Raw genomic sequence first — 15,051 nt, forward strand, 5'->3', positions numbered from 1 at the left:
CCGTGGGCTCACCGGCGAGCGCGCCCTTGTCCTGGGGGGCGACCGTGGCGGACTTCCCGTCCCGGGGTGACGTACGGGCCCTGTCCGGTCCGGCGGGCCGACCGCGGTGTTGCTCCGGCCGGGTGACACACGGAGCGCGGTCCGACGCCCCGGCAGGGACGCTGGCGTCATGGCACCCTCCATGACAAGACGGCTCGCCGCCGCGCTGCTCGTCTGGCTCACCGCCCTCCCGGGAACGGTCGCGGCGGCCCCGGCCGGCGGGGATCCCGGGACCTCGGACGGGGCTCCCGCGACCACCGACGACTGGCTGTCGGCCCTCGAGGGGGCCGTCCGTCCCCTGCACACCACCGAGCCCACGGGCCCCTGGAAGGACCTGCACCCCTTCGGGGAGGCGGTCGGCGACGCCGCGGTGGTCGGCATCGGCGAGGCCGCCCACGGCTCCCACGACTTCGTCGCCTTCCGGCACCGGGTGTTCCGGTACCTGGTCGAGCAAAAGGGCTTCCGCTCCTTCGTCCTGGAGGCCGGCTGGAGCGCCGGTGTGCGCCTCGACCAGTACCTGCTCACCGGCTGCGGCGATCCCGTCCGGATCATGTCCGAGGAGTTCCAGAACGCCTACCTGCTGCTGCACAGCCAGGAGTACCTGGACATGATCCGCTGGATGCGCGCGTACAACGTCGCCCACCCCGGCGATCCGGTCAGGTTCGTCGGTGACGACAACGCCTACGCCGGCCCGGAGCTGTACGACCGGGTCGTCGGACACGTCCGGCGCGCCCACCCCGACCTGCTGCCCGCCGTCACCGAGCTGTACCGGGGGCTGCGCCCCACCGTGCCCGTCGGCGAGTGGATCCGCGCCGCCATGGCCGCGCCCCTGGACGAGCGCCGTGCGCGGGCCGAGCGCACCGGTCGCGTCCTCGCGCTGCTCCGCGCCCGCGAACCCGCCGGGACGGACGACGACCACGCCTGGGCGGTCCGGCACGCCACCGTCGTCGACCAGGTGGCGCGCATGTACACCTTCGACCTCACGGATCCCCGAGCCGCGCCGGAGGCCATGGCCTACCGCGACACCGTCATGGCGGACAACGCCCTGTGGTGGCACCGCCACACCGGCCACCGGCTGGTGCTCGGCGGGCACAACAGCCACCTGTACACCGTCAGTTCCACCCCCGGTCTGCCTCTCACCCAAGGAGCGGTGCTCCGACGGCGACTGGGTGACGACTACCTGGCGGTGGGGCTCTCCTTCGGCCGGGGCGCCGTGCGCGCCACCGGACGGGGGCTGCAGAACCCGGCCGACGAGGACGTCAGGCGGTTCGCGGTGGAGTCCGCCGCTCCCGGTTCGGTCGAGCACGTCCTGGACCGGGTGAGTCACGGGAACTGGTACCTCGACCTGCGGACCGTGCCACTCGCCGCCCGTGCCGGGCTGGACGTCGCCCGGCCCAAACGGGAGATCGGCACGGACTTCCCTCCGCCCGGCGACCGGGTCAACCTGCTGAGGTCGGCGGACCTGGTGGTGCACCTGCACGAGATCCGGCCCAGCCTCCCGGTCCAACGCGGCTGAGCACCCCCTGCGGCGGGGATCCCGGGAGCGCTCGGCCGCCGGACGCGGACGGCGGGCTGCGCGTCGCCGCCCGCCCGGAGGTACCCGGAGGTGCGCCTACTCCTTCACGAACGCCAGCAGGTCGGGGTTGACGACGTCGGGGTGCGTCGTCAGCATCCCGTGCGGCAGTCCCTCGTAGGTCTTCAGCCGGCCGTTGCGCAGGAGCTCGGCGGACAGCGGTGCCGAGTTCTCGTAGGGGACGATCTGGTCGTCGGTGCCGTGCACGACGAGCACCGGGACCTCGATCTTCCTGAGGTCCTCGGTGAAGTCGGTTTCCGAGAACGCCTTGATGCACGCGTAGTGGGCGCTGGCCGCGCCCTGCATGCCCTGCCGCCACCAGTTGTCGATCACGCCCTGCGACACCTTCGCCCCGGGGCGGTTGAATCCGTAGAACGGGCCGGACGGCACGTCGACGTAGAACTGGGCGCGGTTGGCGGCGAGGGCCGCGCGGAACCCGTCGAAGACCTCGATCGGGAGACCGCCCGGGTTGGTCGGCGTCTGCACCATGAGGGGCGGGACGGCGCCGACGAGGATCGCCTTGGCGACCCTGCCGGGCTTGGCGCGTGCGACGTAGCGCGCGACTTCGCCGCCGCCGGTCGAGTGGCCGATGTGGACGGCTCCCCGCAGGTCGAGGGCGTCGGTCAGAGCCGCGACGTCGGCGGCGTAGGTGTCCATGTCGTGGCCGGTCGCGCTCTGGGAGGAGCGGCCGTGGCCCCGCCGGTCGTGGGCGATGACGCGGTGCCCCTGGGCGAGGAAGAACAGCATCTGGTTGTCCCAGTCGTCGGCGCTGAGCGGCCACCCGTGGTGGAAGACGACCGGCTGGGCGTCGCGTGGGCCCCAGTCCTTGTAGAAGATGCTCGTGCCGTCGCTCGTGGTGACCGTGCCCATGGCGGATCCTTCCGACGTGCGTCGTTCCCTCGGGATGGCGGGGACCAGGCGGCCGCGCGGGGCGGCCGGGGCACACCTGTGGGCCGGCCGGCCCGTCGCGACCGCGGTCCTGTCGGACATTACCCCTCGGGTGGTCATCACGCTTCCGGAGAACGGAGGGTGCGTGTTCCCCGCCCCGGTCAGCGGTGCGGGCAGGGGCCCGTCACCGGCCGACCCTTCCGTCGACGCACTCGCGCAGCAGATCGGCGTGTCCGCAGTGACGGGCGTACTCCTCGACCCTGTGCGCCGACAGCTCCCGGATCGCGATCCGGTCCTTCCCCACCCGCTCGCCCAGGTCCGGATGCCCCGCCGGCGCGGCGTCGGTCGCCGCCTGCTCGCGCTCCGGATCGCGGTACGCGGCGTCGACCACGGTCTGCTCGGCGACGGCTCCGTGGAAGTCGGCGTCCTTCGGCCGTACGGCTTCGGCAGCGGGCCGCCGTCGCTGATCCAGTTGCGCCGGTCCCGTTCCGCCTCGGCGAGGTGCCGGACCGGGCCGAGCAGCGACATCGTCGACGGCGGGACCGACCGACGGGCCGGCTGCTCCGCGTCCAGGCCCTCGCACTTCATCCGCAGGGTCATGCGGTGGTCCGTCAGGAAGTCCTGCAGCGTCGCGAGTTCGCCGTCCGGACCGGCACCTTCCGTGTTGCGGGGGTCGTCGTCCGGGTCGGCCCACATGTCGGGGTGGACGGTCGCCCGGGTCCATCGCGCGGGTCGGTCGCTCATGCGCCGCACGCTCGTCCATGACGTCCCGGGACCGCCACCGGATTTCCGCTCCGGGGGCCGTCACGACCGGCTCGACCGGTCCCGGCCGCCCGCCGGTTCCCGCGCCGTCCCCGGCGTGGACGGGGCCGCCGTCCGTGCGCCGATCGGCCCCGGCGCGGGTGCGCGGGGACCGCGATCAGGCACCTGGTCACCGGGGCGGCCGTTGTCGCCCCGTCGCTCGCGCCGCCTGCCCTGGGCGTGCGGGGCGCGGTCAGCGGTCGGAGGCCGGGAGGCGGGCCAGGCCGGACTCGAGCATGATGCGGTCGACCGTCGCGGTGAGGCTGCTGTCGGCGCCGACGACGGTCTCGATGCCGCCGGGCAGCAGATCGCGTTCCCGGTACCAGTCGCGCATCTCCCTCTCGCCGTACTCGCCCGTCTGCGGCTTGGTGGCGTTGCGGGCGAGGGTCTCCTCGAACGGCACGTCCAGGTAGTAGGCGTGGGTCGGGCCGCGGTGGTCGGCGCGCAGTGCCGCGAGCATGTCGCCGTAGTGGTCGGCGTACAGGATGCCCTCCACCACGACGTGGAACCCGGCGTCGAGGGCGTAGCGGGCGGTCAAATCGATCAGCCCGATGTTGGCCGCGCCGGGCCGGTCGCGTTCGCGCAGGACGATGCGGCGCAGGTTGTCCTGGCCGACCAGGGCCAGGCCGCGGCCGAACCGTGCGCGCAGGCCGGCCGCGACGGACGACTTGCCCGAGGCGCTGTTGCCGCGCAGCACGACCAGCCGGGTCTCTTCGGTGCCCACCATCACGGCGGACACGCTATCGGCCCACGACCGTGGCGCGGGTGTCCCGGCCCGCCCCGGACGGGGCGCGCGGCAGCACGGCCGGAGTCACGGCCGGGCCGGGCGCCGCCCCGGTCCGGGCGGTGCCGGGCGTCCGGACGCGGGGGCCGGGGGACGCGCGCGCGGTCCGTCCTGCGAGTACGCCGTCCGGCGCCCGTCGCGCCGGTCACCGTGACGGCGCGGCCGGAACAGCTCGTCACTCGTGCGTCGGTCCGCACCTCGGCGACGGGTCGCCGGGCCCGGTCGGCCGGCTCCCTGACGCCCGGTCCGGTCAGGGACGTGTGCGCCCGCTGCCGGACCTCGTGGCCGTCCGGCCGCCGCGGCGGCCGGCCGGTGCCGGTGTGCCCGGTCGGCACCACCGCGTGGGCGGTGGGGCCCCCGGACACGCGCGAGGCGGCGGTGACGTGCCCGATACCGTCTCCTCCCCGTCGCCCCGCCTTCGTGTCCTCGCGTCCCCGGGATCCGCGGACCGGGGATAACGCCGTGTTATGGCCAAGCGTTAGTACCCCGTTCGCCGTTCCTCCGGAATTCTGGGTCATGTCCATGGCGAACTGCCGCATCACGGGCGGGTGTTCGCCGTGGGCACGGCCCGTCGGGCCGTCAGCCCCCCACCTACACGTCCCCGACGTGTCTTCCGAATCGAGGAACCTTGCGCATATCAAGGCTCGTGCCCGCTCTCGCCGCAGCGGCGGTCTCCGTCCTCGCGCTTCTCGCTCCCACCGCCACCGCGGCGCAGGCACCCCCGGCCACCAAGCCCGCGCAGCCCATCATCGGCGGCGGACAGGCCACCAGCGGTCCCTGGGCCGCCCGGCTGTTCTCGAACGGCAGGGAGACCTGTTCGGCGACGATCATCGCCCCGACCTGGATCCTCACCGCCAAGCACTGCGTCACCGGCGGAGGCCTGTCGTTCCGCATCGGCAGCCTGGACCAGCACAGCGGCGGCACCCTGGCCAACGGCGTCCAGACCTACACCCACAGCGCGGACCTGGCGCTCGTCCGTCTCGACCGTTCCGTGTCGGCGACCTACGCCAGGCTCGGACAGTCCGGCTCCGTGCGGGTCGGTCAGAGCGTGCAGGTGTACGGCTGGGGCGCCACCTCCCAGTGCGGTTCGGAGGCCAACTGCCAGTCCCGCTACCTGAAGGTCGCCAACGTCACGGTCACCGGCGCCTGCGGTGACGCCTACGGCGGCTCCGCGATCTGCGCCCGCCGGGGCGACGGCATCACCGCCGGCGGTGACTCCGGCGGCCCGATGATGGCGAACGGCCTCCAGGTCGGCGTCGCCTCCACCAGCGACCGCCAGACGACCACGGCGTACACCAACGTGACGGCGTACCGCTCCTGGATCCAGTCGATCGCGGGCGTCTGAACCGCCCCGCCTCCCGGTGAGCACCGGGCCCCTCACCGCTGCGGGGTGAGGGGCCCTGCGCGTGTCCGCCTGTCCGCGTCCCCCCGCCGGCCGGTCCCCCGTCCCGCACGTGCCCCGGCACGAGGGCCCTCAGACCGGGCACCGCGCCCGAACCCCCTCGCGCCTCGCGGGACAACGAGCCGTCAGGGGCGAGGGGGCATCGGCCTTCCCTGCGCCGAGGCGTTCACCGGCAAGGGGCGGAAGCCCCTTTCAGCGACCGGGCTGCCGGAGCATGCACCAGGTGACGGGGCCGTCGTCGGGCAGGGGCACCTCCGCGGTGACGGTGAAGCCGAGACGTTCGTAGAACCGCACGTTGCGCGCGTCCGAGGTCTCCAGGAACGCGGCGCACCCCGCGCGCTCGGCTGCCGCCAGGCCGGGCCGGAGGACCGCGGTGCCCAGACCCGCGCCCTGGGCGCTCGGGTCCACCCCCACCGTGGCGAGGAACCACACCGGCTCGCCGGGGCGGTGCGGTGCCGGCGCGCGCTCGGCGGACTCGAACGCCGCCGCGCGGTCCCCGGCGAGCCCGGCGACCAGCGGCCCCACCTCGGCGAGGGCCGGGCCCGGGTCCCGCTCGGGAGTGGTCCAGGCCGCGACGGCGAGCCGGTCGTCGCTGACCCATGCGCGGCCGTGTTCCAGCGCGACCCGGGTCAGGAACAGCTCCTGCAAGCGGCGCACCCGTTCCCGGTGGCCGTCGGCGGCGACCACGTGCCGCGTGAAGGGGTGGTCCGCGAAGGCGCGGGCGAGCGTGCGGACGGCCACGGGCACGTCTTCGCGCGTCGCGGGCCGCACGTGCGGGGCAGGCAGGGGCATCGTCGTCCTCGGGAAGTGCTCGGTGGTGTCAGGAGCCGGCGTTCACCGGGCGGGAGCCGGCGGGCCGGGGGCGGCGCAGCGGTTCCCAGAGCTTCCGCCGGCCGGACCCGGGGTCCTCGTGCGTCCGGGCGGCGCCGTCGCCCAGCCGCATGACCAGCCGTCGCCCGGCCCAGGGGGGCCACGGCGGCAGCGTGCCGCCGTGGGCGCCGGGGCGGCCGGTGCGGGCGAAGGAGATCCACGCCTCACGCATGCCGTCGGAGAGTTCCCGCGGGGCGTCGGGGCCGACGAGCGGGTCGGAGAGGTGACCGAAGACGAAGCCGATCTCCGCCCTGTGGCAGGCGCCGAGGGCACCGCCGGGAGCGGGCGAGGGCCGGGCGAACTCGTACACGCAGGTGTCCGCTCCGTGCGCGGCGCGGGCCTCGGCCACGCCGAAGACGGTGACGTTCTCCGGGTCGCCGCCGAAGCCGGCGATGTTGTCGCGGACCCGTTCCAGTGCGGCGATCCGGTCCAGGAGGCCGAGGTTGGACGTGCCGTCGGGCAGCAGGAGGAAGCCCTCCGCGCCGAGGCGGTAGTCGAGGGTGACGCACACGACGCCGTCGGCGGCGAGCCGCGCGCCGTCGGAGGAGCGCAGGGAACCGGCCTCGTTGCGGAACGCGCCGCCGTGGATCCGGACCATGACCGGAAGCCTCCCCCCGGTGCGGCCCGGGGCCGGCGTCCACACGTCGACGCCCAGGCAGTCCTCTCCCGGCTCCGCCGCCTCCTCCAGCAGCCCGGCCGTCGCGGGGAGGTAGCCGGGCCGGGGCGCGGACGGGCCGGGAACGAACGCATCGCGCACTCCCGCCCACGGTCCGGGCGGCTCGGGGGGACACAGGCGTCGCGGGCCGAACGGCGGTGCCGCGCAGGGGACGCCCAGGAACGCCGTGACCTCGCCCTCCCGGCGTCCGCGTACCCGGCCGGCGGTGGTGGGGACGGTGACGTGCATGGGACCTCGCGCAGGCTGCCGATCTTTCTTGATCATCTTCACCGCACCCCCGGCGGGCGGACAACTCGTTTTCCGGCGGGCGGTCCGGCGGGCCGGCGACGAGCCGCACGCGCGTTCCGTGCCCGCTGCCCGGGCAGGGGGCGCCTCGGCGGCGTGGCCGTCGGGCCGGTCCCGGGCGCACCGGTCGGCCGCACGTGCGCCCTTCGCCGGTTCGGCTCGTCGCGAACGCCGACGTCGCCCCGCCGGGCGGTCGGCAGAGTACGGACCGTGAGGATCACCAAGTACGGTCACGCGTGCGTGCGACTGGAGAACGACGGCCGGGCGATCGTCATCGACCCGGGCGTGATGACGCCCGAGCCCGAGGCGACGGCGGGGGCCGAGGCCGTCCTCGTCACGCACGAACACTTCGACCACTTCGACCCGGAGGTCCTGCGCGGATCCCGGTCGGCCGTCTACACCTGCGCCGGCGTCGCCCGGCACCTGGGCGGGCTCGGCGACCGCGTGCGGGTGGTCCGCGAGGGCGACCACTTCTCCGTCGCGGGTTTCGAGGTGTCGGTGGTGGGCGACAGGCATCACTTCAGCCACCCGGACGTGCCGCCCGTCGACAACGTCGGTTTCCTGGTCGACGGGGAGGTCTTCCATCCGGGCGACGCCCTGACGGTGACCGACGCGCCCACGCTCCTGCTGCCCGGCCAGGCGCCGTGGCTGACGGTGCCGGACATGATCGGGTACCTCCGCCGCACGGCACCGCCCCGCGCCTACGCCCTTCACGACGGCCTCCTCAACGACTGGGGCCTGAAGGTCCTGGACGACGTCCTGGCCGCCGAAGCCGAACGGGCGGGTGCCGACATCCGGCGGCTCCGCCCCGGCGAGAGCGTCGACCTGTGACCAGGACGGCGGCCGGCCGGGTCGCCGCTCCCGCCGAGCGAGCCGGGGGTACGCCCGCGAGGAGGATCCCGGGGGCCGGGCGGAGATCCGGCGCGGCGCCCTGCCCCGCGCCCCGGCCGGGGCGCGCCGGCCGGGGCTGACCCCCGCCGCCCTGTGCACCGGCGTGATGCCGCTCTCCGCCGCCGGCGTCACCCGTGGCCGGTGCCCTGAAAACGTCCTCCGCCGCCCCGGTCCCCGCCACGGGCGGGCGTGGACCCGCCCGTCGAGCCGGGTGCCCCCGGCGTCGCCCGGCCGAGGGGACGCGCCCCGGCGCCCGAGGCAGGGGCGCGTCCCGTGGCGTCACGCAGCGGAGTCCGCCGGCCCGCCCTTCGGCGAGCCGGTCCGCCGGCGCCGCACCAGGTCGCGGGCCGCCTCCGGCCACCTCGGGTACGCGAAGGCGAAGCCCGCCTCGAGCAGCCGGCCGGGGGTGACGCGCCGGCTCTTGAGCAGCAGTTCCGTGTCCGAGCGCAGCGCGAGGGCACCCGCCTCGGCCATCCACCGGGTCGCGGGCAGGCCCACCGGGACGCGCCACGCGGCGCGCAGGGCACGCATGAACGCGCGGTGCGGAAGCGGCTCGGGGGCGGCCAGGTTCACCGGGCCGGCGAGGTCGTCCCGGTCGACCAGGAACTCGACCGCGCGGACGAAGTCGCGGTCGTGGATCCACGACACGTACTGGGCGCCGCCCGCGACCGGGCCGCCGAGCCCGAGACGGGCCAGCCACGACAGGACGTCGAAGACCCCGCCCCGGTCGGGGCTCATCACCATGGCGGAGCGCAGGGCCACCTTGCGGGTGTGCGGAGTGCCGGCCCGTTCCTGTTCCCGCTCCCAGGCCCTGGCGATGTCCACGCTGAAGGACCAGTAGCCCGGAACGGCCGGCTCCGACCCGCCGATCACACCGGTGCCCTCGTCGTTGGGCGCGTCGAAGCGGTGGGCGTAGACGGTGGCGGTGCTCATCTGGAGCCAGACCCGCGGCGGGCGTGCCGCGGCGCCGATCGCCTCGCCCACGACGCGGGTGGAAAGCACCCGCGAGTCCCTCATCTCCTGGAGATTGGCGGCGGTGTAGCGGCAGTTCACGCTGCGGCCGGCCAGGTTGACCACGACGTCGCTGCCGTCGATCGCCTCCGTCCACGGTCCCGGTGTCCTGCCGTCCCAGTGGACCTCACCGGGCCCCGCCGACCGTCTGGTCAGCACCACGACCTCGTGCCCGGCCGCGGTCAGCGCGCGGTTCAGGACGGTGCCCACCTGCCCGGTTCCCCCGGGAATCACGATCTTCATCCGGCTCTCCCCCTCTGCGTGAGGGCAACCCTACCCCTGAATTGAACGTGTTCAAAACGTGGGAGCGGTGGAGAGCACGGGGGCTCGGCCGCAGGGCGGGGGCCGTCGCCGGCGGTCCCGCTCCGGCCGCCGCGGCGGTCACCGGTGCCGCGGCCGACCGCCTCACGGAGGGACGGCGCGCAGGAGCCGACTACGTTGAGCGCATGACGAACCTCCTCCACCCGCGGCTGTCCGGACTGGGGCGGAACCCGAAGGCTCCCCAGGACGTCCTGATACGCCTGGCGGTGCACGAGGCCGGCCGGCACGGGATGTCGCTGCGTCCCGGGCGGCTGGCGGACGCCGTCGTCGAGGCCCTGTTGGCGCACGGCGACGGCGACACCGCGGTGAACCTTCACGGAGACCGGATCTCCCCGGCGATGCGCCGCAGGATCGCCGAACACCCCGATCCGGCGATCCGCGACGCGTACGCGGACTTCGTCCGCCACACCGTGGACCGCGGGGTGCCGCTCGGCATCGACGCCCTGGAGGAGGCGTACGGCCGCCCCCGGACGGCGCTCGTCGGCGCGTCGAGCCCGAAGCTGCGCGCCGCAGTCGCGCAGACCTGGTACGACCGGCCGGTCGCGGTGCAGGTGCGACTGCTGGCCGACCCGGATCCGCTGGTCCGCGCGGCCGCCACCGCGCGCGAACACCCGGGTGTCCCGCCGGAGTGGAGGGACCGCTGTCTCGCCGACCCGGCCGTGCGCGTCAACGCGGCACGCCACCTCCCGCTCACGTCGGACCAGTTCGCACAGCTCATGCGCACCGGCGACGAGGAGGTCCTTCGGTCCGTCGCCGGAAACCCGCACCTGTCCGCCGACATGGTGGCCCGGCTGCTGGACGTCGACGATCCGGTCGTGCGCGTCGCGGTGGCGCAGAGCCGCCACGTCGACGCCGGAACCCGGGACCGGCTGTACGCACTCGTGGAGGCCGAACGCGCGGACGGGAGCATCGCGGCCGAGGTGGCGCTGGGCTGGTGCTCCACCGGACCGGACTGGCTGCGCGAAGCGCCGCTCGAGGAGCGGATGACCTACCTGGACTGCCGGCACGCGGTGTTCCGGCGCGTGCTGGCCTCCTGCCGCGACCTGCCCGAGGAGGCGTGGCGCCGGCTGGACGACGACCCGGACCTCACGGTCCGCCGTACCGCCGCCCGCCGGCCGGACGCGCCACCGGAAGTCCTGGAACGGCTGGTACGGGCCCACGGCGACGTGTTCCACATCCGGCCCCTGCTCGTCGAGCACCCCCGTTTCCCCCGTCACACGCTGCGGACGTTGGTCGACGAGCCGAGCCCGTGGGTGCGCTACGTCGCCCTGCGGGACCCCGCACTGCCCGTGGCGGCCCTCCGGCGACTCGCCTCCGACGCGAAGCCCTTCCTGCGTCGCGGGGTCGCCGGTCACCCCAACGTCACGGATCCGCTGCTGGAGCGGCTGCTGTCGGATCCGGAGCCCGAGGTCGCCGACGAGGCCGCCGCCAACCCCGCGCTGCCGCACGCCCTGATGCACCGGATCCTCACCGACGCCGGGCTGTGACGCGGAACGGCACGGGACGCACCCGCGCCCCGGTGCCGCCGCAACCCGGCCGGCCCCTGCCGTTCCCCGCCGGCTCGCTCCTCCGCGCCGGGAGTGACGCCCGGTACGGCCGTGGGAGCCCCCGGAGGGTCCGGACACCGGCCGGCCCGCCGGTGAGAACCGGGGCGTCCACCGGGACGGGTGCCGGACGCGGGCGGGAGGACCGCACCGGCACCGGGACTCGAGGGGAGTCGGCGGCGTGTCCGGGCGTAGGCTTCCCTCCGCACGGACACGGCTGGGTGGGGAGCACATGACGGCTGAGACGGCCCGGAGATGGGCATCGGCACTCGATTCGGTGGTGGTGTACGCGCAGGGCGCGCTCTGCCGTCGCCTGGCCCGGGGGACGGTACCGGCGGACGGACGCGTGCGGGTGGCGGGACTGCCCCGCTCGATGGATCCGGGGTCGCTGCGGGCGCGTGTCGTGGGCGCTCCCGGGGTGCGCGTCGCCGAGGCCCGGGTGGAGGTCGAGGCCGAGCCGCTCGCCCCCGGCACGCCCGACGAACTGCGGCGCGAGGTGGAGCGGCTGCGCGACGCGTACGCGGCGGCGCAGGCCCGCCGGGACCGGCAGCTGGGTCTGATCGAGGAGGTCGGGGCCCTGCGTCCGGTGCCGCCGGCCCGCAAGCGGGACGATCCGCACCGCCGCACCCCGGTCGACGCGTGGCTGGGGCTCGCGGACTTCGTCGAGGAGCGGTTGACCGGGTTGCACAGCCGGCTCCTCGGACTGGAGGAGGAGCTGCGCCGGGTCGAGCACGACCTCACCGTCGCCGAGGACAGGCTCTCCCGTGCCTCCACCGACGCACCGCCGGCGCACGTGTCGACCGCGTTGTGCGCGGTCCTGACCCTCGACGGCGCGGGTGACGCGGAGGGGGAGACGGAGGTGGAGGTGGAGTACGGGGTGCCCGGAGCCGTCTGGGTGCCGGCCTACCGCCTCACCCACCGTCAGGGCGAGGGCGCCGGACGTCTGGTGCTGCGCGCGTCGGTCGCCCAGCGCACCGGCGAGGACTGGACCGGCGTACGCATCGCCCTGGCCACCGCCGACCTGCGGCGCCGCACCGACCTGCCCCGGCTCCGCTCGGTCCGGATCGGGCGCCGCCAGCCCGCTCCCGCGCCCTCGGGCTGGCGCGAGCCCCCGGCGGGGCTGGCCGACCTGTTCGCCGGGTACGACGCCGCGGGCCCCCGCCCCGACGCGTACGCCGCGCCCGTGGCCGTCGGAGGCGGTCCCGTGTCCGCTCCCCCGACGCCACCGCCGCCCCCGCCGGCACCGGTGCACTACGGCGGGCCGCACGGCGCGCTCCCGGTCCCCGGCGGCGCGGCGGGTTCCTCCCCCGGGGTCTTCGGCGAGACCGGCGCCCTCCTGTCGCCGCCCCCGCCCGCACCGGCCGGCAGGCCGCGTACCGGCGGCAGGCCCGCCGCGGCCCCCGCCCCGGCACCCGCGGCCCCCGGCCGGGCCGCACCGCCACCGCCCCCGGTGTCCGCGGCCCCTGCCGGGCCCGCGCCCGCGGCGCCCGTGACCGGGCCGCCGCAGCCGAGCGGCGCCGAGCTCGACTACGCCTCCCTGGTCCTGTGCGGACCCGAGGAGCAGGACGGCCGGCGAGGCCGGCTGTTCCCGGGCCCCGCCTTCGACCCGGTGACCGCCGAGTACCGCCGCCGCGCCGAGCGGGTGGCCGCGCTGCCCCTGCCCGGACACGCCGTGCGGCCCCGCGAGTCGGCGGGGTCCTTCGACCACCGGTTCGATGCCGCCGCCCCCGCCGACATCCCCTCGGACGGCACCTGGCACACCGTCACCGTCGGTGAGATCCCGGTCGGTCTGCGCACCGAGTACGTCTGCGTGCCGTCCGTGGAGCAGGTCGTGTACACGACGCTGGTGCTCTCCAACGCCACCGACCAGGCCCTGCTGGCCGGCCCGGTGGAGGTCACCGCGGACGAGGACTTCCTGCTGACCGCCGCGCTGCCCACCCTCGCCCCGGGCGGGGTGTGCCGGGTGGGGCTCGGGCCGGCCGAGGCCATCGGGGTCACCCGCCGTACGAACCTGCACGAGTCGACCTCGGGACTGCGCAACAACATCACGGTGCTCGACCACCGCGTCCGCGTGGAGCTGGCCAACCGGCTCGCGGTGCCCGTCACCGTGGAGGTGCGCGAGCGGGTGCCGGTCACCTCCGACGCGGACGTCCGCATCGAGGAACGAGCCGACTGGACGGCACCCGAGGACGGCGCGGGAGCGGAGCACCACGCGCCGGGCACCCGCCTGTGGCGGATCGAGCTGCCCCCCGGCGGCACCGCCGCTCGTGACGGCGGCTACGAAATCCGTATCCCGGCCGGCAAGGCCCTGACAGGCGGCAACCGCAGGAGCTGACACACCCATGTCCACGACACCGGAGCCGATCCCCCTCCCCGTCACCGCCGTCACCTGTCTGGAGGACCGCGCCCACGTCGAGCGCGCCGCCGTGCTCGATCTGAGGGCCGGCACCCGGCGGCTGCGCCTCGGACCGGTCAGCGCGCTGGCCGTCGACCGTACCCTCCACGCCGAGCTGACCGCCGACCACCCGACGGCCGTGCTCGACGTGCGGATCGTCCGCAGCTGGACGCCGCGCGGGCCGCGGCCCGCCGACGACGACTCCGCCCTGCGCCGCCGCGTGACGGCCCTGGAGGAGGAGCGGCTCACCCTGGAACAGCAGCGTGACCGGCTGCGCGCACGCCTCGACCTGCTCGGCCGTCTCGCCGCCGACCTGCTGCGGGAGATCGGCGAGGGCGCCGGCTTCGGGGAGAACGAGGGGGCCCGCTGGACCCGCGAACTGGACCGGGTGGACGACGAACGCGACTCCCACGCCGAGCGGCTGCGCGCCGCGGAGGCCCGGCTGGCCGCCCTCGCCACCGAACTCTCCGAGGCCCAGCGGGCCCTGGAGCTCTCCGAGACGGAACCCGCCGAGCTGGTCGGCCACGTCGAGCTGACCGTGCGGTCCGCGGCGGCCGGACCGGCCCGGCTGCGCCTGAGCCACCTCACCCCGTGTGCGCTGTGGCGGCCCGCCTACCGGGCCGTGCTCGACGGGGACTCCCTCACGCTGGACACCGACGCGATGGTCTGGCAGGGCACCGGCGAGGACTGGTCGGACGTACGGCTCACCCTGTCGACGGCCCGCTCCGCACGGGCCACCGAACCGCCCCGGCTCGGCGAGGACCGGCTGACGCTCGAGGACCGCTCCGCCGCCGAGCGCCGCACCGTCCACGTCGAACTGCGCGAGGAGGAGATCGCGGACCTCGGCCCCGCCCCCGTGCTCGGCCTGCCGGGGGTGGACGACGGCGGCGAGGTGCGCGTGCTGCACTCCCCCGGAGCGGTCTCCGTGCCCGCGGACGGCCGCGCCCACCGCGTGCCGCTCTCCTCCTTCGTCACGGCCGCGAGCAGCGAGTACGCCTGCTCGCCCGAACTGTCGCCCCTGGTCGACCAGGTGGTGCGGTTCGACAACCTGTCCGGCCACGCCCTGCTCGCCGGGCCCGTCGACCTCGTCCGCGGCAGCGGGTTCAGCGGCCGCGGCACACTGGACTTCACCGCCCCCGGCGCCCCCGTCGACCTCGCCTTCGGCAGCCGCGACGACCACCGGGTCCTGCGGCACACCGAGGAGACCCGTGACACCGCCGGAATCACCCAGCGGACCGTGCTCACCCGCACCGTCCGGCTGCACCTGTCCCGGTTCTCCGCCCCCGACGAGCACGACGAGAGGGTGATCGTCCTGCGGGAGCGGATCCCGGTCTCCGAGGTCTCCGCGGTGGACGTACGCCTGCGCGAGGACGCCTGCTCCCCCCTGCCCGACGCGATCGACGCGGACGGCATCGTCCGCTGGAACGTCCCCCTGGCCCCCGGTGGCCGGCGCACCGTCACCCTCGTCTACGAGGTGTCGGCGAGCGCCAAGGTCACCGGCCTCTGACCCCCGTCGTTCGGCTGCGGACCGGTACGGGGGCCGGTTCGTCGGCCGGACGCACGTCTTGAGG

General features: G+C 75.6%; 11 protein-coding genes and 2 pseudogenes. 7 read left to right on the forward strand and 6 right to left on the reverse strand.

The features are described from left to right. Positions 1-169: 169 nt before the first annotated feature. Positions 170-1,555, forward strand: a complete 1,386-nt coding sequence (locus GL259_RS03320; protein WP_243762229.1) for an erythromycin esterase family protein — start codon at positions 170-172, stop codon at positions 1,553-1,555. Between the two features lie 96 nt (positions 1,556-1,651). Here the strand turns inward: GL259_RS03320 and GL259_RS03325 are convergent, their stop codons facing one another. The 3 genes and pseudogenes from GL259_RS03325 to GL259_RS03335 all read right to left on the reverse strand — a co-directional run bounded on the left by GL259_RS03325 (position 1,652) and on the right by GL259_RS03335 (position 4,028). Next, positions 1,652-2,482, reverse strand: a complete 831-nt coding sequence (locus GL259_RS03325) for an alpha/beta hydrolase (protein WP_159529011.1) — start codon at positions 2,480-2,482, stop codon at positions 1,652-1,654. A 202-nt stretch (positions 2,483-2,684) separates the two neighbouring features. After that, positions 2,685-3,196, reverse strand: a pseudogene (locus GL259_RS03330) (DUF664 domain-containing protein). Positions 3,197-3,494: 298 nt separating this feature from the next. Further along, positions 3,495-4,028: an AAA family ATPase gene (locus GL259_RS03335; RefSeq protein WP_208026419.1), complete on the reverse strand. Its 534-nt coding sequence runs from the start codon at positions 4,026-4,028 to the stop codon at positions 3,495-3,497. A gap of 685 nt (positions 4,029-4,713) precedes the next feature. Here GL259_RS03335 and GL259_RS03340 point away from each other — a divergent pair. After that, positions 4,714-5,430: a trypsin-like serine protease gene (locus GL259_RS03340; protein ID WP_159529015.1), complete on the forward strand. Its 717-nt coding sequence runs from the start codon at positions 4,714-4,716 to the stop codon at positions 5,428-5,430. A gap of 249 nt (positions 5,431-5,679) precedes the next feature. On the opposite strand, the gene GL259_RS03345 is transcribed toward GL259_RS03340, so the two are convergent. Together GL259_RS03345 and GL259_RS03350 are read right to left on the reverse strand one after the other, a co-directional pair. Then, positions 5,680-6,279 (reverse strand): GNAT family N-acetyltransferase, encoded by a 600-nt coding sequence (locus tag GL259_RS03345; RefSeq protein WP_159529017.1) that lies wholly within the window; start codon positions 6,277-6,279, stop codon positions 5,680-5,682. A 28-nt stretch (positions 6,280-6,307) separates the two neighbouring features. Further along, positions 6,308-7,261, reverse strand: a complete 954-nt coding sequence (locus GL259_RS03350) for a carboxylesterase family protein (RefSeq protein WP_159529019.1) — start codon at positions 7,259-7,261, stop codon at positions 6,308-6,310. A gap of 267 nt (positions 7,262-7,528) precedes the next feature. Here GL259_RS03350 and GL259_RS03355 point away from each other — a divergent pair, with 267 nt between their 5' ends. Both GL259_RS03355 and GL259_RS38475 read left to right on the forward strand, forming a co-directional pair. Continuing rightward, entirely contained in the window at positions 7,529-8,149 is a 621-nt protein-coding gene (locus GL259_RS03355; protein ID WP_159529021.1) for an MBL fold metallo-hydrolase, read from the forward strand. 46 nt (positions 8,150-8,195) lie between these two features. Beyond that, positions 8,196-8,348, forward strand: a pseudogene (locus GL259_RS38475) (DJ-1/PfpI family protein); the annotation flags it as partial. A gap of 140 nt (positions 8,349-8,488) precedes the next feature. Here GL259_RS38475 and GL259_RS03360 read toward each other — a convergent pair. Continuing rightward, positions 8,489-9,463 (reverse strand): TIGR01777 family oxidoreductase, encoded by a 975-nt coding sequence (locus GL259_RS03360; protein ID WP_159529023.1) that lies wholly within the window; start codon positions 9,461-9,463, stop codon positions 8,489-8,491. 203 nt (positions 9,464-9,666) lie between these two features. On the opposite strand from GL259_RS03360, the gene GL259_RS37965 reads away from it, so the two are divergent. From GL259_RS37965 to GL259_RS03375, 3 genes are all read left to right on the forward strand, one after another. Next, positions 9,667-11,028 carry a hypothetical protein gene (locus tag GL259_RS37965; RefSeq protein WP_208026420.1) on the forward strand — a complete coding sequence of 454 codons (1,362 nt, stop codon included), beginning with the start codon at positions 9,667-9,669 and terminating at the stop codon, positions 11,026-11,028. 289 nt (positions 11,029-11,317) lie between these two features. Then, positions 11,318-13,420, forward strand: a complete 2,103-nt coding sequence (locus tag GL259_RS03370; protein ID WP_159529025.1) for a DUF4139 domain-containing protein — start codon at positions 11,318-11,320, stop codon at positions 13,418-13,420. A gap of 7 nt (positions 13,421-13,427) precedes the next feature. Next, complete coding sequence (locus GL259_RS03375) at positions 13,428-14,987, forward strand: mucoidy inhibitor MuiA family protein (protein WP_159529027.1); 1,560 nt, start codon at positions 13,428-13,430, stop codon at positions 14,985-14,987. Positions 14,988-15,051: the final 64 nt, after the last annotated feature.

The sequence above is a fragment of the Streptomyces sp. Tu 3180 genome (genome assembly GCF_009852415.1).
In the GTDB taxonomy this organism is placed as follows: domain Bacteria; phylum Actinomycetota; class Actinomycetes; order Streptomycetales; family Streptomycetaceae; genus Streptomyces.

Coding starts and splice junctions, on each gene's coding strand:
- GL259_RS03320 (WP_243762229.1), top strand. CDS start 170: ATGGCACCCTCCATGACAAGACGGCTCGCCGCCGCGCTGCTCGTCTGG.
- GL259_RS03325 (WP_159529011.1), bottom strand. CDS start 2,482: ATGGGCACGGTCACCACGAGCGACGGCACGAGCATCTTCTACAAGGAC.
- GL259_RS03335 (WP_208026419.1), bottom strand. CDS start 4,028: ATGGTGGGCACCGAAGAGACCCGGCTGGTCGTGCTGCGCGGCAACAGC.
- GL259_RS03345 (WP_159529017.1), bottom strand. CDS start 6,279: ATGCCCCTGCCTGCCCCGCACGTGCGGCCCGCGACGCGCGAAGACGTG.
- GL259_RS03350 (WP_159529019.1), bottom strand. CDS start 7,261: ATGCACGTCACCGTCCCCACCACCGCCGGCCGGGTACGCGGACGCCGG.
- GL259_RS03360 (WP_159529023.1), bottom strand. CDS start 9,463: ATGAAGATCGTGATTCCCGGGGGAACCGGGCAGGTGGGCACCGTCCTG.
- GL259_RS37965 (WP_208026420.1), top strand. CDS start 9,667: ATGACGAACCTCCTCCACCCGCGGCTGTCCGGACTGGGGCGGAACCCG.
- GL259_RS03370 (WP_159529025.1), top strand. CDS start 11,318: ATGACGGCTGAGACGGCCCGGAGATGGGCATCGGCACTCGATTCGGTG.
- GL259_RS03375 (WP_159529027.1), top strand. CDS start 13,428: ATGTCCACGACACCGGAGCCGATCCCCCTCCCCGTCACCGCCGTCACC.